We start from the raw sequence: 20,300 nt of genomic DNA, 5'->3' as shown, positions 1-20,300 counted from the left end.
TATGCGATCAGTAAAGTAAATCCAGCGGTTCTGGCCCGCGGACGAGCCGGAGTTTGCCATTATCCCCGCGAATAAAAATGGCCTGATAATGCACCTTATCGATACCGCTGATGAGATTATCCAGCTCTGAATCCGCCATACGCAGAGCGGGCGTCTTAGCCCATTGCGGCAGCGCTGGAATATCATACGTGAAGGTCGCATGGATGCCATCGCGCTGCGGCTTAACCTCCAGCGTTTTGACGCGCATTTTTCCGTAGCAGAAATCGTGATGCCGGTGAAATTCCGCGCGCCCTTTGGGCGTCAGCGCCCAGGTTTTTTGAGAGCCTTCGCGCCTGCTCAAGACAAGCCCGGCATCCACCAGCGCTGCCATCCGGGCGTGCAGCCAGGCATCAGCGCCCGCGCGGCTTGTTACCGGCCAGGCCGTTTCGCCAAGACACAGCGACCGGGCGTTGAGCGCCTGCTGTAGCAGCGCACGATAAGGCGCGGCCTGCTGCGCCATACTGTTCGTACTGATGAGGAGCATGGCCAGCGCCGCCCGCCGCTTCAAAGAAATTTATCCATATTCAGTGTGCGAAAAGCCTCGTCCACATCGCTGTAAGCGGCGTCCGTCACGTAACTGCCGGACGGCTGCCAGAAAAAGGCCGCGACGCCCGGATCGGCGGTATTACTGGCTATCCGGTAGCGCGTGAACTTCACTTTCGTGGCATCGGTTAAATCAGTACTTTCTGAAGACTCTGCCATTTTCACCGCCCGGACCAGATAAAAAATATGATTAACCTGATACGGTTCATAGCCGCTGATTTTCGTGGTTGAGGCGGACAGCCGAAAATCGCTCCACGTAAAGCCATCGTCATCCGGCACCGGAACAATCAGCCAGGCGTGGTCTTTCTGAATATAAACCGTCAGCGTGCTGCTGGGGTGGGAGGTATTATTGTCATAGGTGGCGCTGAAAATCAGATCGTTCGCGCCATCCTGATTGATATCCAGCGTGTTCGGGCCATCTTTCAGCGCCACGGGAACAGCCTGGCCGGCACAGACATAGCCCGCCATGAGCAGAGAGGCGATAAACAGCGCGCTCAGTTTCATCTCAATGGATCCTTTTGAAATAAGTATTGTCGGCAGAAAAATCGCCTTTCGCCAGCGCCAGTCGCCTGACGAAATATAGCATGATGGAAGTTCGCTTTCTGATCCACATATCGATTGAGGATATTCTTCAGAAGCGTGCAGTTTTAGCGGGGAACAGCCACGAGGAAAGGGATTAAGAAATGTTGACGAGGTTATCGGTACAGGTTATGTGTGAAAAAAACCCGCCGGCAGCGGGTTTTTTAACGGCATCAGAAACGGTACTGAAGACCTGCGGTAATTGTATAGTTTTTGTTTTGCAGGCCGGCGGCATCGCCATTATCCGAAAAAGACGTTCCGGTCGCGTTATTAATCATCTGCGTACCGCTTTTCCCTTCCTCATAGCGGTTATAGCTGAACTCAGCGAAAAGTTTCGTATTCGGGAGCACATAATAACCGGCATCAACGGCGAGGCCATAGTAACGGGAGTCGTTAGCTTTTTCACGGAACGTCAGATCGCGCATATAATGCTCGTCGTTATCCTTCGCGGTCACCCAGTCGCTGAATTTAAACTGCGCGTTCACTTCAAAGTCCTGATAACGATACTGACCGGTCAGGCCAATATACGGCATGCTGTATTTCTGCTGGTAACCGATACCGCGGGCACCGTTCGGGAAGCTGCCAACATCATTGCCATTCGCATAGTTAAAGGAGCCGCCATAGGCGGTCCAGCTGAAACGGGTTTGTTGATAACCGGCCATAACGCCGACTTTATAATCATCCCCTTTCAGTACCCAGCCTTTCAGGTTTAAATCATATTCATTGGCATAATTCAGATCGGTATCAGGATGGCGCGAACGGTCGGTCCAGTGAGACTGATCTTCTTTTTGCCAGTCATAATCTTCCATATGCCCGTTACCAGAACTCAGGGTTGTCCAGCCGCGCGCATTCAGGGTCAGGAAAGGCCATGCATCCCAGGAAACATCGCCTTTAAGGATGAGATTATTTTTAATTTTCCAGTTCAGCTGACTGATTTTACGACCTGTACTGGAGTCATATACAAATTCTTTCGACTCCCCTGCCAGCATCCCCAGTGATGTGGAGACAGCCACGCTTTGCGCAGAAAAATCCGGCATCAGTGTTACAGAAGAAGCGGCATTCGCCGAGCCGGAGGCAGCTATCATCGCCACGACAATAAGTTTCTTATTCATATATTATTCCATTAAATTTTTACGCACATTAAAAATGCGCGTAAAGAATATCCCTGTAGATATAGGTATTCAACCGACGCTGCAGATGACTCTGAAATATGGCAGGTTCAGCAAAAAATCTCTCAAGCTTTTAAAATAGCTGACGATAGTAGTAAGTTTGCAATATTTCTGCCCGTAAAGAATTTGCTTATGGCACTTACCCGCTACCGCTACGCTTCGGGCGTTTCACTTTATTTTGTGGCTTTATTATTCGCGGGCTAATAAAATCGCGTGATGTTATATTGCGCCAGCGCCGATCGCCTGGCGCAATATAGGCTAATAACGGTTTAATGACGCCGCCGCTCGCCGCTTTTCAGCCAGCAGCGCTATCATGGCGACGACCAGCGGCACCAGCGAGCACCACAGCACGGCGTTCCAGCCAACCAGCGTCAGCAGGGCACCAGAAGAAAACGAGCCCACGATCATCACGCCAAATACCACAAAATCATTCAGCGATTGCACACGGGTTTTCTCCTCCGGGCGGTGATAGTCGAGGATTTGCGCCGACGCGCCGGTAAAACCGAAATTCCAGCCAACACCGAGCAAAATGAGCAACAGCCAGTAGTGCCCGACCGCCGTTCCGGCAAGGCCCGCCGCGACAGAAAGCGCCGAGATCGCAAGCCCCAGTGCGGCGATGCGCGTGGCACCAAAACGGGTAATCAGCTTGCCGGTAAAGAAACCCGGCGCGTACATGGCAATGACATGCCACTGAATGCCCAGGTTCGCATCCTGGAGTGAAAGGCCATGCATATGCATCGACAGCGGCGTGGCGGTCATCAGAAAATTCATCACCATATACGCCACCGCGCCGCTGAATACGGTGCGGCTGAAGCCCGGCTGGCGCACGATGTCACGAAGCGGTCGTCCGCGTACCTGATGTTCAGGCGCGACCGGATCGGGCGCTTTTACGCCCCAGAGCACCACCGCGGACACCGCCGCCACCAGCGCCTGGGCAAGGTATGTGGCGGCAAAGGTATAGGGCGGCCAGAGATCCATCGTGCCGTTGACCAGCATCGGCCCGACAATGCCTGCCGCCACGCCGCCGCCCATCACCAGCGACAGCGCCCTTGCTCGCCGTTCGCGCGCCACGCCATCGGTGGCCGCAAAGCGAAATGAAACCGCGACGGCGGCATACGCGCCGCTCATAAACCCGGCGATGCAAAAGAGCCAGAAGGAGCCGAGCACCACGGCCAGAGCCGCCGTCAGTCCGGTCAGCACGCCCGTACTGGTGCCCGCCATAAACGCCGCGCGGCGGCCATAACGGCGGGCAAGCACGCCAAAAGGCAGGATCAGCGCGGCCATCCCGACAACGAAAATCGTCAGCGGCAGCGTCGCCAGCGCCTGATCCGGCGCCATCGCGTCGCCGACAATCGCGCCGGTCGCGTAAAACACCACCGAGTTCGCGCCCGCGAGCGCCTGGGCCGTCGCCAGCCGAAAAATATTCCTGTTCTGCTGCCCGACGGGCAGGGTGACTTCCGCACTCATTACTCTTCCTTTTTCGTGATCGCCCTGCGACACGCGTAAATACAGGAGGCCGGTGGCGGCGCGTCACTGTGTAAGCCCGATATATTCTCTTAACGCTTTAACCATAAACCATTTTTTAACGAACGTTCAGAGACTTAATCCTCGTCGCCAATTCGTCTGCGTAAAACCAAACTCGCGGATTATTCAGCTGTCAAATCGCCTTCCGGCGTCATGCTTTGTGCTCCTGGCGGAGGGGAAGTCGTTCTGTACCCGCATCTGCGCTATAACAGAGGCAACGCAATTATGAGGAAATACTTATGTTTGCAGAGACGGCGCGTCTGCGGCTGCGGCCGGTCACAGAGAGAGATGTGGACGATTTATTCCGGATTTACGGCGATCCGGCGACCAATACATTTAACCCGGCGGGGCCGTACCCCAACCGCGCGCACGCGGAAGGTGTGATGGATCGCTGGCTGACGCACTGGCAGGCTTATGGTTTTGGGAACTGGCGCATCGCGTTAACCACCGCACCCGATGAGACTATCGGTTTTGGCGGGCTGAGCATCCGCCGCTATGCGGACACGGAGATTAATAATCTCGGCTACCGTTTTGCGACGCAGGCGTGGGGACAGGGGCTGGCGACAGAGTTCGCCCGCTTCGCCGTTCGCTATGGGTTTGAAGATCGGGCGCTTGAGGCAGTCTCTGCGGTAGTGCGCAGCAATCATCTGGCGTCTCGCAAAGTGCTGACGCACGCAGGATTGCGCTACGTGCGTGAGATCCATGATGTTGATAACGTGCCGCCGAGCCTGCTGTACACTCTGGCTCACGACGAGTGGCGCGCGTTGTAAGCCTTCACCCGGCGTCGTCGACCGGGTTTTCCGTGCCGTTAAGGACATTCTCCAGATACGTCGTCTGCCCGTGGCGACGCAGATAAGCCGTAACCTCACGCGCCCAGCCTTCGCCGTTGCCGAGCGTGGCGCGGCTGTGCGTTTCGGCGTAAAGATAACGCCGGTCCCACAGATTAATTAACGTCTGATTAATGCCATCAATATTGCAGCCCGGATTGTTCGCCTGCTGTAACGCCAGCGCCCGCTGCACCCGCTCGCGCTGCGCCTCGTCCGCCGGGAACTCCCGCTCGGCGTATTCGCTCAGCACCAGGAATGACGGCGGGATGCCCTCTTCCATCGCGGCGTGCAGGCGATAATGGCCGTCCAGCACGATATAAGACGCCAGCCCGGCGACATACCAGACCAGCACCGGCGGCAGCGCGCCCTCGCGGCATTTTTTACGCCACCACTTAAGACGCCCGGCGTGCGGATCAACCGGATAACGGCCCATCAGCAGATGGCCGCCCCACCACCAGTCCACCAGCCGGACGTGCTCCGGGTCAGTGAGCGAGCGAAAATCTTCGCCATAAAGCGCCCAGTCCACACTCCAGTCGCCTGCGCTGGGGGGCGTTTTGAAATACCACTGGTCGATGTCGGGCGTGGTGTTGCGCAGGTATGACGACTGGCGTTTCGCGGGCAGCATCGGGCGCAACAGCCAGTCGCGCGGCGCCAGCAGCGGCGCGGGAGAATCCATCAGCTGACGCGCGAAATAGCGGCACCACTCGCCCGTCCACGCGCCGTCACCCTTGCGTTTGATGGCTTCAATGTCCTCAGAGCGCACCGGCGGCAGCAAATTTTGCTGATCGGGATGCTCACGGTTGGTGACGAGCCAGACGCCGGAATAATCTTTCAGCATCGAAGCCCAGAAAAGCGTTTCGCCGCGCAGCTGCAACGCCATGCGTCCGTGATGTCCGCTCAGCATCTCCAGCGCCAGGCCTGGGGGCGTTTCGCCCTTTACCGTCAGCGCAAGCCCCAGCCAGGCGTCATTACGATCGTGTAAATCTTTCCACCAGTAATGTGTCATTTGAGCTTCCTGCATGTGTACTAAGAGACAGTGTACGGCACAGGGCAGCGAGGGCAAAACCGTTGTGAAAGGAAAAACAGAGAGGAGAACCCGCGGCGCGTGCCGCGGGTAAGAAGGAAGAACTCAGAATACCGGTGCGCGTTTTTTCAGCGCTGCGCGATGCGGGAAGACCCACAGGCAGACCAGAATCATTCCTACCAGTGTGGCAGATGCGCCGTAACGGCTGAGCTCAAGACCGCCTTTGGCGATGGGTTTATCGAGGAAATCGCCCACCACCGCGCCGAGTGGACGGGTGAGGATAAATGCAGCCCAGAACAGCACGGTGCGCGAAATCGAGGTAAAGCGGCTCGCGAGCCAGATAACCGCCAGTGCGCCCACGAACAGCAGGATGCCGCCGTCATAACCGAAGCCTTCACTGTCTGCTGTCCAGTCGCCGAGCGCCGTGCCAAGCGTCTGGGAGAACATAATCGTCACCCAGTAGAAGCTTTCGGTACGCACGCTGTTAACCGAATCCACGGCAATAGTGCCGCATGTCACGCGCCAGACCAGCAGCGAAAGCACCAGCAGACTACTCAACAACACCGTACCGCCGAGATAACCGATACCTAATGAGCGGTCGGCGAAATCTGCAAGCGTGGTGCCGACCGTCGTGGTGGCGACCACCGTGAACCAGTAGATCCACTTATTAAAGCTGTGATGGCGGATCTGCACGACCACCGCTGCGAGGAAGATCGCCGCGAAGATGAGCGTGCCGGTGAGATAACCGAGATCCATGGACATCGTGACCGCATCGCCGCCGGTTTCACCCAGCGTGGTCGCGGCGATTTTCGTCAGCCAGAACGCGGCGGTGACGGCAGGAACTTTGCTGAGCGCAGAGGTAGTGTTTTGCATAGAGTGTGCTCCGGTACGGCCCGACAGGGGCAGGATCCAGAGTGAAGTTATAGGATTAATCTTAAGGAAGACTTAAGAGCGGCGAAAGTTTTCGGCGTTTATGACAGGTGTCGCAAATGGGTCGCGATGCCCCACTGAATGACGTCGCAGCGGTCCGCCGTAAACGTTAACCGCGCATAGCTGGCGTTAGGCTGCGCATAGCGCGGGAAGTTATCGATATTGCCGTCTTTGAGGAGCGCCAGCGCGCCCTGAAGGATATGCCCGTGCGTCACGACGCAGCAGGTTGCGTGTGAGGTTGCGGCGAGATCATTCTGGATGAAAGACAGAAGACGCTGCGCGGCATACGCGAGCGATTCACCGCCGGGCGGCGTAAATAACGCATCAGTTGAAAACAGCGCTTCTGCGCTGAGAGGCTCATCTCGCTGCAACTGCACCCGCGACAGGCCTTCGTAATCACCAAACGCCTGCTCACGTAATAGAGGCTCAACAGAGAGTGGGCAGCGAAAATGGCTCGCGATGGCGTCACCCATATGGCGCGCGCGGCCCGCGGGAGATGTGTACACCGCGTCAACAGAGGGGAATTCGTGCGCCAGAGCAGTCAGGAGCGCTGTGGTTTCCTGCAAGCCACGCGCCGTCAGCGCGCTGTCATGATGCCCCTGAATGAGCCCGCCACGGTTCCATTCTGTTTCGGCATGACGGATAAGGAGAAGATTCATAACGTCATTCCCTGCAAAAAAGCGGTTCCGGTCACAGACCGCCATGCTAAAACGGTAAAGGCCCCCTGTTTCCGTTATGGAAAAGACAGAAGACTCGCGGAAAATTATGAAGGTAATCACTCGCCACGCTCTTTTACCTCTAACTCGCTGTTTTTACAGAATTAAGAATCAGAGTTTCACGCTGAAATCGCCAGATTATTCACGGTGTTTCAGGATCCAATGTGGCACATGAGCTTTGTATCCACTGTAGAGAGTATACAGGCGTGAAACATCCACTAAGGAGAGTAACATCCACTATAGATAGCAAAATCCACTGTAGCGAGCATAAGAGTAAAATCTCCACATGCCGTACTCACTACAGTGGATATTCAGATCTGGCCTTTACGGATTTTTTCCAGCAGCGCCAGCTCTTCTTTGGTCAGCATCACCATTTCGCCCTGCTCTTCCGGTACAGCGCTGTTTTCTACCGGCAACTCGTCACCGGCAGGCAGCGCGCCTGGCAGGCTTTGTGGGCGAAGTTTTGGCCTTCTGTAGTGGATATGAAAGTAGACTACCCGCCCGCGCTTGATCTCGGTGTAATCGAGATAGCCAATCTCCTTGAGCTGCTCCATCGCCTTACGCACGGTGGAGTTCTGCGTGATGGTGCGGGAGGTGAGATTCAGGCGCGCGCGCAGGCGTGCAAGGGAGACAGGCGCAGGGTTAGGCGGCAAGCTCTCAATAAACGTATACAGCGCCTGAGCCGATTCCTTACGCGACAGCTCATTAATGGCCCGCAGCTGCAGCAGAACTTTTTTATCGAACTGGTATAGCTCAAAGATTTTCGGATCGGCCTGCAGCGTCACTTCATCCTTTTTGGCACTGTACTTGGCGGACTGCACCAGGTGCGTGACGTAATACTCCCCTTCTTTATTGCTGAAGGAGATGGTATTAGTGGCGATACGGGTCAGCGAGGCATCAAGACGTTTACGCAGCTTTGCCGACGAACGCGCCGAAGGAATACCGCACAGCTTCACGAACTCCACAAACGGCAGCGTCACGCTGTCGCCAAGCACGTTGTATTTGGCGAAAGCATGGATGATCCCGACCCAGGTTTTGAAGTCGTTATCCATGTCCAGGCGGGCACCGGTGATTTTGATATTCTCGTAGCCTTCAGATTTAACGAGCGAGAGCTGTTTCAGCTCTTCTGTCACATCCATCGAGGACATCTGCCCTTTACGGCCACGGGCGGTGGATTTCAGCGTCGGGACAAACAGGCCAAGGCGCATCAGCGCGACCGGCTGTACCGTGTTGTTACGGTTCGGCATCAGCGTGACCACTTCGCCGGTTTTACGATCCAGTTCACTGAAGGCATCGTTGATATTGATGTTCTCTTCATCAGCCACGTGCGGGGTCTCCTGTCCTGAATACCGGTGCTTACTCACCATAGTGGTTATTATCTTCGCCAGTGAGAGTATCACTCACCATAGTGGATATGTCACATGCTTATCCGCGCTGTTTACTCTCCACAGTGGATGTTTGCTCACTACAGTGGTTATTTACTCTCCGTAGTGGTTGTTTTAGTTGATAGCGTGACAGGATCCAGTCATTTACTCGCTATAGTGGATAGCCCGAACGCATACAGGAGCATGTCAGTCTGTTACAGTCACCCGCAGCCAGACATAAAAGACGTACTGACTCTGTGAATAAACATGTTGATGCGCAGGAGTAACTTGACAAGAAGAAGGTGAAACCCTTTTTAATACAGTCAGTTATAAAGAGAGGGCCGTCATGGAAAAGTCCTGCGTTTTACTCGCTACAGTGGATGCCAGGCACTCTCTTCAGCCGTTACTCTCCTCGCTACAGTGGTTATCCGGCTCGCTTCAGTGGATGTTCTGCTCGCTATAGTGGTTAGAAACTGCCGCAACCTTCTGATCGTATTAAGAAATTCAGAAAAGGGATCTTTAAGGATCATATAAGGGATCTTATCTGGATCGAAAACTTAGATCTGGCCTGTGGATAAAATCATGTCATATGCATCCCACGCCCCATTTAACCTCCGCTCTTTTGCGCTTCCTCAAACGAACGGCTGACGCACGTTCGTTTTTGCGGTGAGCGCTGCTGATTCTGGCACTAACCTCTTATGACGTCAGCGATTTGAACACGCGCACACAAGTACAACATTTATGTTTACCACCTGACTTTTATGCTGTATTTTCGTTTAAATTAATAAATCCTGCATACAGTGAGTGTTATGATGGATAATGAGCAGCAGTTAACGAAAGTTGCCGAACGTTCAGAAAGAATGCTTCTCGGGCTGACCGAGCAGATCCAGCATCAGAAAGATGAGCTTCAGGAAAACACCTTCTATCAGGTCTACGCCAAAGCGGCACTGGCCAAACTTCCGCGACTGACCCGCGCCAGCGTTGATTACGCCGTCAGTGAGATGGAAGCAAACGGATACGTCTTTGATAAACGCGCGGCGGGCTCTTCCACCAAGTATGCGATGTCCGTTCAGAATATTATCGATCTCTACCATCACCGTGGCGTGCCTAAATACCGCGACCGTCATGATGAAGCGTTCACCATTTTTGTTGGTAATCTGAAAGGCGGCGTCTCCAAAACGGTTTCCACGGTTTCCCTTGCCCATGCGCTCCGTGTGCATCCTCACCTGCTGTTTGAAGATCTGCGCATTCTGGTGGTCGATCTCGATCCGCAGTCTTCCGCAACCATGTTCCTTAATCACACCCGCGCGGTCGGCACTGTCGATACCACCAGCGCGCAGGCCATGCTGCAGAATGTGTCGCGTGAAGAACTGCTGGAAGAATTTATTGTGCCGTCGATTGTGCCGGGCGTGGATGTGATGCCAGCTTCTATTGAAGACGCCTTTATCGCCTCTCGCTGGGAAGAGCTCTGTGCGGAGCATCTGCCGGGCACCAGTATTTATGGTGTCCTGCGCCAGAACATCATCGATAAGATTGCCAGAGACTACGACTTTATCTTTGTCGACAGCGGCCCGCATCTGGACGCGTTCCTGATGAACGCGATTGCCGCCTCGGACGTTCTGTTTACACCGGTGCCACCTGCGCAGGTAGATTTCCACTCGACGCTCAAATACCTGACGCGTCTGCCGGAGCTCATCGCGCTGATCGAAGAGTCCGGCTGTCGGGTGAGACTGCAGAAAAACATCGGCTTTATGTCGAAGCTGCTCAACAAGGCCGACCACAAGCTCTGCCACAGCCTCGCCAAGGAGATTTTCGGCGGCGATATGCTGGATGTCGCCCTGCCCCGCCTGGACGGCTTTGAGCGCTGCGGAGAGTCATTTGATACGGTGATTTCCGCAAACCCCGCCACTTACATCGGCAGCAGCGAGGCGCTGAAAAATGCGCGTGCCGCGGCTGAAGATTTCGCCAAAGCGGTTTTTGATCGCATTGAATTTATTCGTATGAGCTGAGAATACTATGAGCACAAAAAGAGTCACGATTGGCCGTACACTCACCCATTCCCCGTTTAAAGAGAGCACGGACGCTGAAACTTTCACGTCAGTGTTTGTACTCAGTTCCGGGCGTAAAGCCACCTTCCGGCTGGAAAGCGTCGCGCCTGCGGATGTGGCGGAAAAAACCTTCGTTCGTCAGGAAACCAACGGGCGCGAGCAGTCAGCGCTGACGCCGGAATCGCTGCGCGATATCACCCGCACGCTGAAATTCCAGCAGTTCTTTCCGGCGATTGGCGTGAAAGCGGGTGACCGTATTGAAATTCTGGACGGCTCCCGCCGTCGTGCAGCGGCACTCATCTGTCATACTGGTCTGACTGTACTGGTGACGGAAGCGGCGCTGACATCAGAAGAGGCGCGCAAGCTCGCCAAAGATATCCAGACGGCAAAAGAGCACAACATCCGTGAAATCGGATTGCGGCTGATGGCGCTGAAAAACGCAGGCCTGAGTCAGAAAGAGATAGCCGAGCAGGAAGGGCTGTCGCAGGCTAAAGTCACCCGCGCTTTACAGGCGGCGTCGGTCTGTGCTGAATTGCTGGCGTTCTTCCCGGTTCAGTCCGAGCTGACATTCAGCGACTATAAAACGCTGAGCGCTGTCGAAGAAACGCTGCTGAAAAATGACATCGCACTGAAAACACTGACCGATTCCATCGCCAGTGAAGTGGATATCGTACTATCAGACACCGATCTGGCGGAAGATGAAGTGAAGAACCGCATCATGCGCATTATCGCGCGTGAAGGGGAGCTGCTCACGTCGCCGGGCCCGAAAGACAAAGCGGTTATTTCCCCGCTCTGGCGTTTCTCTGATAAAGACCGTTTCGCCCGTAAGCGCACTAAAGGACGACTCTTCAGCTATGAGTTCAACCGCCTGTCGCGTGACGTACAGGATGAACTCGACCAGGCCATTGAAAGCGTTCTGAAGAAGCATCTCTCCTGAGCGGGCTGCCTGCTCGCCATGGTGATTTCACCGTTAACGCCCTGAAATAACGTTTTTTCCTGAACGGATTTCACGGTGAAATCGCCACTATTCGCCTCGCCTTTCTTTATTCCACAGCATCGCCTCTGACTTGTTCGCCTGCTCTCTACAGTGGATGTGTTAACGTCTGCTGCCGCACGTACTGAAATTTCACGCATTTCGCCACGCTGATTATGAGGTTAAGTATTTGATTTTAAATGGTATTTATGAATTATTTCACGGTGAAATCGCCATGCTTATGACGCCTTTCCTGCCAGAAATTTCAGCGGACGGCGAAGGCAGAAAAGCCCAAATGACGGGAAAAGAAGATCGTTTCAGGTAGTTCGGGAAGAGTTATCAGCCAAAAGCTAAGGCACACAACACGGAAAGAACGGAAATCAATAACCACTACGGTGAGCCCTGCCGGCGAGCGCGTTTTTGCGAGACATCTTCAGAAAGCGGCAATAAAAAAGGCCGCGCTCAGGCGGCCTGTGTGGTGTGGCGGTAATCAGAACAGAACGGAATAATTCAGGCCAAACGTACGACCGCGGCCTTTGTAGGTATAGAGATCCGGTGAGCCATAAGTCGGACTGTACAATCCTGGCGCGCGCTGACCCCAGACGGTGGTGTAATCCTTATCCAGCAGGTTTTCGACACTGAACGCGATTTTACCGACCGGGAGCGCATAGCTGCCGATAAAGTCCATCGTGTTATAGCCGTCGATTTTCTTACCGGCATCATCAGACACATCGAATGTCTGGGTGCTCTGCAGGCGCAGGGTCCAGTTATCCGGTGCCCAGTTAACCCAGGCGCTGACTTTAGACGGGCTGGCGCTGTCGACCGTCAGCTTTTTCCAGTCGCCGTCCACGCGGGTTTCCGATTTGATGGCGTTAAAGTTCGCGCCGGTGCTCCACGCGCTGTCACTGAAGAAGTAATCGACCTGGCCTTCAAGCCCATAGATACGACGCTTGTCGTCATCCAGGGTGATGGTCATATCGGTCTTGTTAATGTTAATGGTCTTGTCAGAAACCGAGTAGTACGCCGCGAGCTGGGTACGCAGGTTATCGCCGGTGTAACGCCAGCCGAGCTCATAGCTGTCGACTTTAATACCGTCCAGACGCGAGTCATTCACGTTAACGCTTTTGAGCAAACGGTAGTGGCCATTCTCAAGACGATAGGTGCCGGAGCCATAATATTTGGCGAGATCGGGCAGTTCGAACCCCTGTGAGAAGTTAAACCACAGCTGCTGACGTTCACTCAGGTGGCCGAGAATACCGGCGTTAAACAGCAGATTGTTGTAATCCGTTTTGCCGCCCGGCACGGCATCCGCAGACGTCGCTTTACCGGTGGCGATGCCCTGCTGCTGGGTATAACCGACAAAATCATCGACCTTATTCTCGGTGTACTGATAGCGCACACCGCCGCTTAACGTGATCGCATCGATGTCATAACTTGCCTGCAGGAACGGAGCCAGGTTCGTAATGCTGTAATCCGGGTAGCGCCCGACGTTATATGCGTTATCAAGCTTCATGCCGCCGCTGGCGGCCGCTTTATTCAGATCGAAAAACTGCTGGTTGGCATTAAAGGTTTCATGCTCGGCATCCACACCATAGGTCAGAGAAAGGGAATCCAGCGGCTTGCTGTTGACTGTGAGTTTGCCGCCCCAGAAATCCGTTTTCTGCTGTGAGGCACCAATGCTGGTTACCCGCGTTTTATCGCCGTTCAGCGTCGGGAACGGGTAATAGGTCAGGCTCTCATCGCGGTAGTAAATCTGTGCGACCAGATCCTGGCCCCAGGCATCAGAATTTGAATACTGCAGATTAATCAGGTGGCGTTCAGTGCCGGGCAGACGGTCTGAATCCAGATTGCCTTTGTTGTAGGCGGTGCCGTTGCCGGTGACCGCTGAGAAATTCTCGCCGAGGAACAGGCCGTGTTTACCGTCGGACTGGCTTTTGTAGTATTGCGTGGTGAGCTGCAGCTGCTGGTGATCATCAATATTGAGCGTGCCGGTGCCCATCACGTCCAGTCGGTCAGAATACTGCAGGCCGGTCTGGGTGTTATCGATAATGGATTCATCGCCGTTACCGTCGTACCAGCCGCCATAGCGCTGATAGGCGACGGACAGACGCCCGGAGGCATTGTCATTGCCGCCGCTCACCGCTGCCGCCATATTTTCGTCATGATCGTTATGGCTGTTAAAGCCGGTTTTCATCCCGGTCTGGAACTCAACCTGCGTCTCCGGCTGGCCTTTTTTGGTCACGATATTGATAAGACCGCCGGTGCTGCCACCGCCGTACAGCGAGGTCGCACCGGAGATAACTTCGATGCGCTCAATGTTAAACGGATCGATGGAATCCAGCTGGCGGCTGTCGCTGCGTGAGGAGTTCAGACGCACGCCGTCAACCATCACCATCATGGAGCGGCCACGCATGTTCATGCCGTAATTGGTGCGCCCCTGACTGCTGACATCCATGCCGGGGATCAGCTGTGCCAGCACTTCTTTTAACTCTTTACCGCCCTGAACCTGCTGTTCAATGTCAGCCTGTTCGATAACCCACGTGGTCTGTGCCATATCCGCCGCGCTGTGTCCGGTACGGCTGGCGGCAACCACCAGCGTCTCTTCTTTCTGCGGTGCCCCCCAGGCGGAGGCAGAAATCATGGCAAGTAAACAAGGATTCAATACCCAAAGATGATGACGCTTCATTGTTATGATGTTCCTGAGTCTGTTAGTAGTCAGTGCTGTTTACAGGTTGAGAAACCTGGCGGGTGACCGTTTCCGGCCGGGAAAGCCACTGGATCACGCCAGGGGTGGTGCTCAGTTCAAACGGCGCATCAGGGTGCGCGACATTGAGAATGCGCGCGGCCCGCCAGGCCATCAGGCTGAGCTGGGGTTCCGCAATGCCGAGGCTGTGCATCCCGGCATTGACGGCAAAAAGATGGTTTGCGCCGGGGCCGTTCCACGCCAGCGTGAAATCGGTATTAACCCGGAAGCCTTCGCGTTCGTCCAGCTCCAGCCGATGCGCCAGCGGGGCGAGGAACGCCGGACGGGCAGGGCGATAGCCGGTCGCGAAAATCACCACATCGGTATCCAGCGTTTCCTGGCCGCCGTCCAGATGATGGCGCAGCGACAGACGCTGGCCCTGCGCCTGTGACGTCACGCGGGTGACCGAGCGCGACGGCAGCAGCTGCGCCCAGGGTTTTTCACGCAGCACTTCAAAGCGGTGGTACATGGCGCGATAGATAGCGAGCAGCGATTCGCAGGTCACGCCGTCAGACGTCATCTTCTGTTCGGCGAGCAGATCGCAGCGCGTTTTCTCATCGAGCGTGGCAAAGCTTTCAAGGTATTCCGGCGTGAAATATTCATTCGCGAACGCGGCTTCATCGAGCGCGTTGTAATTGTTGCGGCGCGACACCCAGTTCAGTGCCGCGGGCTGGCCCCACTCGCCGCGGAAAATATTCAGGAACAGATCGGCGCCGCTCTGGCCGCCGCCAACGACCGTGACGCGCTTACCGGCAAGCGATGGCGTACGCAGCATCATTTCGCTGGCGTGGAAGCAACTGTCGTTCTGCGCCGGCACACAGTCGGGCAGGTTAATCTGTTTGCCGATGCCCATGCAGACGTGGCGTGCGAAGAAACGATCGCGCTGGGTCACCACTTCAAACAGCCCGCTGGCCTCGTTAAAACTCACCTGCTGCACCTGCTGGCTGAACGACAGATTGCTCAGGTTATCCGCCGCCCAGCAGAGGTAATCGGCGAACTCTTCGCGGGACACCGTGCGCTGTTCGGTGGTCAGGAAACGGTAAAACTTTTTACGCTGCACCAGGTAATTCAGAAAACTGTAACGGTTGGTTGGCTCCACCGCGCTGACCAGATCTTTCAGGAAACTGGTCTGCATATGGCAGTCCGGCACCATCATGCCCGGATGCCAGGAGAAGTGCGGTTTGCGTTCAAGAAACAGCGAGCTGAAGCCGTCAAGCCCTTCGGCGAGCGCGGCGATGCTGAGATTGAACGGGCCGATGCCAATGCCGATGAAATCGTACGTTTTCATGATGCGGTCTCCCTGGTGACCAGATACAGCGGGTTATCAAGATCGGTGAGGTAATTGGGCAACATGCGGCTGCCGCCGTCATGCTCTGAGAAAGTGAGCTTTACCGGGTTCAGCACCACGCGAATGATCTGCGGTTTAAAGAGATCAAACAGCGCGAAGCGCGCCGCCATCTCCGGGTGCGCGGCCATATAGTCCTGCAGCACGTCCGCGAGCAGGCGATAGAACCGGGTTTCGCTGACGCCGCATTGTTCAGTCAGGCGCGAAACAAAACGCAGCACCGTAACAAAATGCCCGGTCTGTAAATCGTGAATAATGTAATCAGCAGAAAGGCGCGCCGTGACGGCTTTGACCGGCTCGGGCAGGCTCTCCATTTCCGGGAACGTTTCATCCACAAGACGCATATCGCCCTGGAAATCCTTCAGCAGAATGCGCTGCGGCACATGGTCTTTCATCACCAGCGTCACGTTCTGGCCGTGGGCGATCATCGCCACGCCGTAGCGGCACAACAAGTGATAAAAGGGAATAACAACCACGCGGAAGAGCTGTGAAAGCCACGCTTCGGCGCTCAGGCCCGAGCGGGCGATCCACGCGTCAATCAGCGGACGGCCCGCGTTGTCGGTTTCCATCAGCGCGGCCATTAGCACGGCCTGTTCGCCAGGGCGCAGCCAGCAGGAGGGGTTTTCCCGCCAGATCACGCCAAACATCTCCTGATAGCGATAGGGCGCGGTTTGCAGGGCAGCGTAGCCCGTGTGGGTCACGTAACCGGCCGCAGGCTCGCCGAGGATCTGCGCGCCCAGTGCCAGCAGCGTTTTATCAGCGGCGAACTGCTGTTGCAGCCAGCGCGAGGCGAGCGGCCCGGCGGCGATGTATTTGCCGGGAATGCCGCGATAGCAGGAGGTGTTGTAAATGGTGAGCGGCAGTTTGATATCGAACGCCGAGCGGCGACTGACGTTGGTCAGCGTGCGCAGCGACTGCTGGGCGATGTATTCATCGCCAAACACGCCGAGATCGATAATTTCACCACGCGCCAGCTGCGGCAGGAAATGCAGGGCGATTTTCTGCTGCCACTGCCACGGATGCAGCGGCACCGGCAGCCAGTGGTCATCCAGAGTGAGCGCCTGCCAGTAACGGGTAAAACGCTGGCGTTCGCTGTCGTCCATCGCGCTTGCCAGCAGGTTATTGATGTCGCAGTCGGCGTCGCTGCTCCAGATCATCAGGTCACGGCGTACCGCCACCCAGTGCAGGCGAAAACGGCCACGGTATTCCGGCGCGTAAGCCTTCAGCGCATCCAGCCCCCAGCCGCGACGCCCTTTGTTGAAGATAAATTTCGGATGGCCTGACATCAGGCACTGCAGTTCATCCGGATCCATATCGACAAGCGCGTCGGCGTTTAGCCCTTCACGAGCCTGGAGCAACTGCATATCGCCCCTGAGCGTGGCATAGAGATCTTCGAGATGCTCCGCCGTCTGCGCATCGCTCATTTTCAGCACCACGGCCAGCTGGCGCAGGGCGCTTTCAGCCTCAATGGCGCTGCCGCTTTCGTTTGCGAGCGTCGCCGGGTTGATATGCAGCCAGCCCCAGATGCCGCGCTTCGCGTCAAATGTCCAGGTCTCATCGCCAAGCGCAATCGTCCAGCGTTCTGCGTCTGTCTCCTGCGCCGTCAGCGTGCGTTCATATTCCAGCTCGGCGAGCATTTTCGCCACCATCTCGCGGTTTACGCGCTCCCAAAGCAAGGCCGTCATAGTCCCACCTCGCTGAAGAAACGGCTGCGCTGGCTCATCACCAGCCGCGAGCGCTTGTGCGGGAAATCGAACTCTTTCACGGTTTCAAAACCGGCGACCGGCAGATGGCGGAACAGACGCTGGTTATCGAAGCGCGGTTCCGCCACCAGACGCTGCGTGCGCGGCTCGTCCAGCCACAGATAGTGGCTGAGCCCGCGCAGCCAGCTGCGGATGTACTGCGCGCCGCGCCACTGCTCTTCGCCGACCAGCATGTGCAGCCCGCGATCGAACGGCTGCCAGCGGTAGTGGCGGCCGATACGGTCTTCCGCAGCCCAGTAAATTTCAAAATAGCCGAAAGGTTCGTCGTCGAAGCAGCCGATCAGCGGGTAGCAGTACGTCGCGTCGAGCTGCTTACGCAGATATTTTTCCTGCTCCGCCTGCGGCCCGGCCATCTCCCAGAAGGCGTTCACGCGCGGCGCGTTCATCCAGCGGGTAAAACGCTCCGCATCTTGCGACACATCCGCCACGCGGAAACTGAGCATGCGTTTGATTTGCGGATCGTAGCGGCGATAGACGTCGCCTTCTGGCCGCGGCGGACGCGCCGGGAACGCGAGCTGGCGCGTCTCGTCAAACTGTATTCCCGCACGTGCGGCGATGCGTTCGCCGCGCAGCCACAGCGGCAGCTGCCAGAACGTGTCGCGCGCCAGATAATCGCACTGCACGGCGTCAAACAGCGCCTGCGCCTGCGGCTCATCGCGCCACTGCGCCCACGGCAGCGTAATGCCCGTGAGGGCAGGCGCCGCGACAAACAACTGATCGAGAGCGGCCGCCAGCCACCCGTCTGGCACGTCGCCCGGATGATGCAGTACGGCGCTGCCGTCAAGCCCGAGGGTCAGCGGCAGCGCCAGATTGAGCGTCGCGCAGCGAAAACCGTAACCGTCATGAACAATGTGCGCTTCAGGCATCATGCGTGCTCCCTGCAAACGGATTGTCGAAGTTAAAGTAGATGACCGCCGGGTCGGCGATGGTGTTTTCATTGTGATCGTGCAGATAGCAGAAGAAGTTGCCCTTGCAGTTCCAGTGGCGGCTCTCCAGCACATAATCGAGACAGCGGGTGTCGCGCGCGGTGGCTCGCAGTTGCGCGAGCGCGTCACGCACCAGCGCCATCAGGTTTTCTTCGCTCTCAAACCCGGCGGCACCCAGCGCGGCGGTCACCGCCAGCGTGGAATTCACCAGCAGGTAATACGGGAAGTAGCGCAGCAGCTGGGCTTCGCTGAAGCGGTTTTCCGCTTCCGGCTCGCCGGCCTCCGCAAGCCACAGCAGCGCGCCATCGGTGAACCCGCTGCCCTGACAGTCGCGATAAATCAGGCCGACCGGCAGATCCTGCTGCATCTCCACCAGAATGTTTTGCTGATGCGCCAGCAGCACCAGGCCGTAATCGGCTTCGGCGCTGAAAAGCGGCAGCAGAATGCGTTCGCAGTACGCCTGCACCCAGCAGCGCGCCGCCTGTGCGAGCGGCAGGCTGAGGCGTTCACTGAGGCGGCGCACGGCGCAGGCCAGCAGGCTGTCGCCGCCGTCCGGCGCGGCCTGAGTCAGGCTCACCAGCACGTTGGTCTGTGTTTCTGGCGTGTCGAACAGCAGATTGACGCGCAGCGCCATCAGGCTCTCTTCCTGAATAGTCCCCTGCGTGTCGCAAAGGCCCACCCAGCCATCTTCCTGCATGACGCGCATCGTCGGGTAGCGCGCCTGCAACGCCTGCCAGCGGGGAGTCTGCGCCATCCGCGCCAGACGCATGCCGCGTTTCACTTCTTTCACCGACAGCGTGCGCACCGAGTTGGTGAGGCGCACGCTGAGCGAGAATTTGATCATGTCGTTATTGGTTTCGCTGTAAAGCGAACGCGATGAACTGGTCGGCAGCCACGGCGCGCCCGCTTCGCCCAGATCGGTAAGCTCGCCCTTCTCCACCAGCGCCTGGCACCACGGTTGCGCGAGCAGATACTCGGCCTGCCACGGGTGCATCGGCACCAGCCAGCGTGTATCGGTAAAGAGCTCAAGCAGCGCAGGCGCGCTCTGGGCCGCGAAACGCAGCAGACGCGTACGCAGATTTAACGCCAGGCTCTCGCCTGCCACATACGCCTTATTCACCGCAAACCAGCGCAGCGGAAAGCGTGGCGCGAAATCCGGCAGATAGCGGCGGGCTTCGGTCTCATTAAACGGCTCGTGCGATTTCGGTGCCGGGTGAAACGCATGCCCGACCAGCAGCGCCTGTTCAGCCTCTGCAAAGTTGAGCGGCTGCGCGCGAAGCGTGGCCCAGTCGTGACGCAGTTCAATCGCCTGCCAGGTATGGCGGTGGCTCTCCTGAACGCGGCGCGCAAAACGGGCCAGCACGTCATCGGTCAGTTCGCCTTTTACGGCGGGCTTCGCCAGAATGAGGTCGACAAGCTGCGTGAAATCAACGGCTTCGCAGCTATCGTTATCGCTTGCCACCAGCATTGCCGGAAACAGATACTGATGATGTTGCGTCGGGGAGAAGTAGCGCAGCGCAATGCGGATTGCCTGCGTCTCAGAGAGCGGTAAATGGATCTGCGCCGGCTCCTGCGGTAATGCGCCGGGGATCAGTTGCCAGTCCCGGGTTTCACGCAGCAGCGCGTTAAGAAAACACTGAGCCGCAACATCTGTCGCGGCAGGGCGGGGCAGGGAAACCATAACAAACACATCCTTTGTTGATAATGATTATCGTTATGATAGGGATTCTATTTACAGTGGCAACTATTTTTGCAATATTTGTTTTCATTAATTTCATAATTCCCTC

At 56.5% G+C, this 20,300-nt stretch carries 16 protein-coding genes; 3 read left to right on the top strand and 13 right to left on the bottom strand.

Translation table 11 applies throughout. The annotated features are described in order from the left end of the window. Positions 1-7: 7 nt before the first annotated feature. From G6041_RS20350 to G6041_RS20335, 4 genes are all read right to left on the bottom strand, one after another. Complete coding sequence (locus G6041_RS20350; protein WP_011998929.1) at positions 8-547, bottom strand: hypothetical protein; 540 nt, start codon at positions 545-547, stop codon at positions 8-10. Further along, on the bottom strand, positions 544-1,086 hold the full coding sequence (locus G6041_RS20345) for a carbapenem self-resistance protein CarG family protein (RefSeq protein WP_011998928.1): 543 nt from the start codon (positions 1,084-1,086) through the stop codon (positions 544-546). The genes G6041_RS20350 and G6041_RS20345 overlap by 4 nt, the downstream gene beginning before the upstream one ends. 248 nt (positions 1,087-1,334) lie before the next feature. After that, positions 1,335-2,273: an omptin family outer membrane protease Cpa gene (gene cpa, locus G6041_RS20340; protein WP_032989735.1), complete on the bottom strand. Its 939-nt coding sequence runs from the start codon at positions 2,271-2,273 to the stop codon at positions 1,335-1,337. 315 nt (positions 2,274-2,588) lie between these two features. Next, entirely contained in the window at positions 2,589-3,797 is a 1,209-nt protein-coding gene (locus G6041_RS20335) for an MFS transporter (RefSeq protein ID WP_011998925.1), read from the bottom strand. Positions 3,798-4,093: 296 nt separating this feature from the next. On the opposite strand from G6041_RS20335, the gene G6041_RS20330 reads away from it, so the two are divergent. Further along, positions 4,094-4,624, top strand: a complete 531-nt coding sequence (locus G6041_RS20330) for a GNAT family N-acetyltransferase (protein ID WP_011998924.1) — start codon at positions 4,094-4,096, stop codon at positions 4,622-4,624. A 4-nt stretch (positions 4,625-4,628) separates the two neighbouring features. Here G6041_RS20330 and G6041_RS20325 read toward each other — a convergent pair whose 3' ends face one another. The 4 genes from G6041_RS20325 to G6041_RS20310 form a co-directional block, all read right to left on the bottom strand. Beyond that, entirely contained in the window at positions 4,629-5,687 is a 1,059-nt protein-coding gene (locus G6041_RS20325; RefSeq protein WP_041460763.1) for a ParB/Srx family N-terminal domain-containing protein, read from the bottom strand. Positions 5,688-5,810: 123 nt separating this feature from the next. Then, complete coding sequence (locus G6041_RS20320) at positions 5,811-6,578, bottom strand: COG4705 family protein (RefSeq protein ID WP_011998922.1); 768 nt, start codon at positions 6,576-6,578, stop codon at positions 5,811-5,813. A gap of 98 nt (positions 6,579-6,676) precedes the next feature. Then, positions 6,677-7,294, bottom strand: coding sequence for a histidine phosphatase family protein (locus tag G6041_RS20315; RefSeq protein ID WP_041460762.1), 618 nt, complete (start codon positions 7,292-7,294; stop codon positions 6,677-6,679). A gap of 368 nt (positions 7,295-7,662) precedes the next feature. Next, on the bottom strand, positions 7,663-8,718 hold the full coding sequence (locus G6041_RS20310) for a RepB family plasmid replication initiator protein (protein WP_042391483.1): 1,056 nt from the start codon (positions 8,716-8,718) through the stop codon (positions 7,663-7,665). Between the two features lie 809 nt (positions 8,719-9,527). Between G6041_RS20310 and G6041_RS20305 the strand changes: the two genes are divergently transcribed. Next, positions 9,528-10,724, top strand: coding sequence for an AAA family ATPase (locus tag G6041_RS20305; RefSeq protein WP_369833123.1), 1,197 nt, complete (start codon positions 9,528-9,530; stop codon positions 10,722-10,724). 7 nt (positions 10,725-10,731) lie between these two features. Beyond that, a complete protein-coding gene (locus tag G6041_RS20300) occupies positions 10,732-11,700 on the top strand; it encodes a ParB family protein (RefSeq protein ID WP_011999030.1) in 969 nt (322 codons plus the stop codon). A gap of 526 nt (positions 11,701-12,226) precedes the next feature. Here G6041_RS20300 and G6041_RS20295 read toward each other — a convergent pair. From G6041_RS20295 to G6041_RS20275, 5 genes are read right to left on the bottom strand one after another with little or no spacing between them, the layout of a single operon-like run. After that, complete coding sequence (locus G6041_RS20295; protein WP_041460784.1) at positions 12,227-14,422, bottom strand: TonB-dependent siderophore receptor; 2,196 nt, start codon at positions 14,420-14,422, stop codon at positions 12,227-12,229. 22 nt (positions 14,423-14,444) lie between these two features. Beyond that, entirely contained in the window at positions 14,445-15,767 is a 1,323-nt protein-coding gene (locus tag G6041_RS20290; protein WP_011999027.1) for a lysine N(6)-hydroxylase/L-ornithine N(5)-oxygenase family protein, read from the bottom strand. Continuing rightward, the gene (iucC, locus tag G6041_RS20285) at positions 15,764-17,509 is read right to left on the bottom strand and encodes an IucA/IucC family protein (protein ID WP_011999026.1); all 1,746 of its coding nucleotides are present in this window, start codon (positions 17,507-17,509) and stop codon (positions 15,764-15,766) included. Before iucC ends, G6041_RS20290 begins: the two co-directional genes overlap by 4 nt. After that, complete coding sequence (locus G6041_RS20280; protein WP_041460792.1) at positions 17,506-18,453, bottom strand: GNAT family N-acetyltransferase; 948 nt, start codon at positions 18,451-18,453, stop codon at positions 17,506-17,508. The genes iucC and G6041_RS20280 overlap by 4 nt, the downstream gene beginning before the upstream one ends. Next, positions 18,446-20,194: an IucA/IucC family protein gene (locus tag G6041_RS20275; RefSeq protein ID WP_011999024.1), complete on the bottom strand. Its 1,749-nt coding sequence runs from the start codon at positions 20,192-20,194 to the stop codon at positions 18,446-18,448. Before G6041_RS20275 ends, G6041_RS20280 begins: the two co-directional genes overlap by 8 nt. Positions 20,195-20,300: the final 106 nt, after the last annotated feature.

Origin of the sequence: Cronobacter sp. HA18003 (assembly GCF_011605905.1) — a bacterium.
In the GTDB taxonomy this organism is placed as follows: domain Bacteria; phylum Pseudomonadota; class Gammaproteobacteria; order Enterobacterales; family Enterobacteriaceae; genus Cronobacter; species Cronobacter sakazakii.
Note: the sequence above shows the minus strand (reverse complement) of the source record. Positions and strands in the feature narration are given on the sequence as shown.

Bases quoted from the DNA above. Each gene is read 5' to 3' on its own strand.
- G6041_RS20345 (WP_011998928.1), bottom strand. From the start codon at position 1,086: ATGAAACTGAGCGCGCTGTTTATCGCCTCTCTGCTCATGGCGGGCTAT.
- cpa (WP_032989735.1), bottom strand. From the start codon at position 2,273: ATGAATAAGAAACTTATTGTCGTGGCGATGATAGCTGCCTCCGGCTCG.
- G6041_RS20335 (WP_011998925.1), bottom strand. From the start codon at position 3,797: ATGAGTGCGGAAGTCACCCTGCCCGTCGGGCAGCAGAACAGGAATATT.
- G6041_RS20330 (WP_011998924.1), top strand. From the start codon at position 4,094: ATGTTTGCAGAGACGGCGCGTCTGCGGCTGCGGCCGGTCACAGAGAGA.
- G6041_RS20325 (WP_041460763.1), bottom strand. From the start codon at position 5,687: ATGACACATTACTGGTGGAAAGATTTACACGATCGTAATGACGCCTGG.
- G6041_RS20320 (WP_011998922.1), bottom strand. From the start codon at position 6,578: ATGCAAAACACTACCTCTGCGCTCAGCAAAGTTCCTGCCGTCACCGCC.
- G6041_RS20315 (WP_041460762.1), bottom strand. From the start codon at position 7,294: ATGAATCTTCTCCTTATCCGTCATGCCGAAACAGAATGGAACCGTGGC.
- G6041_RS20310 (WP_042391483.1), bottom strand. From the start codon at position 8,718: ATGGTGAGTAAGCACCGGTATTCAGGACAGGAGACCCCGCACGTGGCT.
- G6041_RS20305 (WP_369833123.1), top strand. From the start codon at position 9,528: ATGGATAATGAGCAGCAGTTAACGAAAGTTGCCGAACGTTCAGAAAGA.
- G6041_RS20300 (WP_011999030.1), top strand. From the start codon at position 10,732: ATGAGCACAAAAAGAGTCACGATTGGCCGTACACTCACCCATTCCCCG.
- G6041_RS20295 (WP_041460784.1), bottom strand. From the start codon at position 14,422: ATGAAGCGTCATCATCTTTGGGTATTGAATCCTTGTTTACTTGCCATG.
- G6041_RS20290 (WP_011999027.1), bottom strand. From the start codon at position 15,767: ATGAAAACGTACGATTTCATCGGCATTGGCATCGGCCCGTTCAATCTC.
- iucC (WP_011999026.1), bottom strand. From the start codon at position 17,509: ATGACGGCCTTGCTTTGGGAGCGCGTAAACCGCGAGATGGTGGCGAAA.
- G6041_RS20280 (WP_041460792.1), bottom strand. From the start codon at position 18,453: ATGCCTGAAGCGCACATTGTTCATGACGGTTACGGTTTTCGCTGCGCG.
- G6041_RS20275 (WP_011999024.1), bottom strand. From the start codon at position 20,194: ATGGTTTCCCTGCCCCGCCCTGCCGCGACAGATGTTGCGGCTCAGTGT.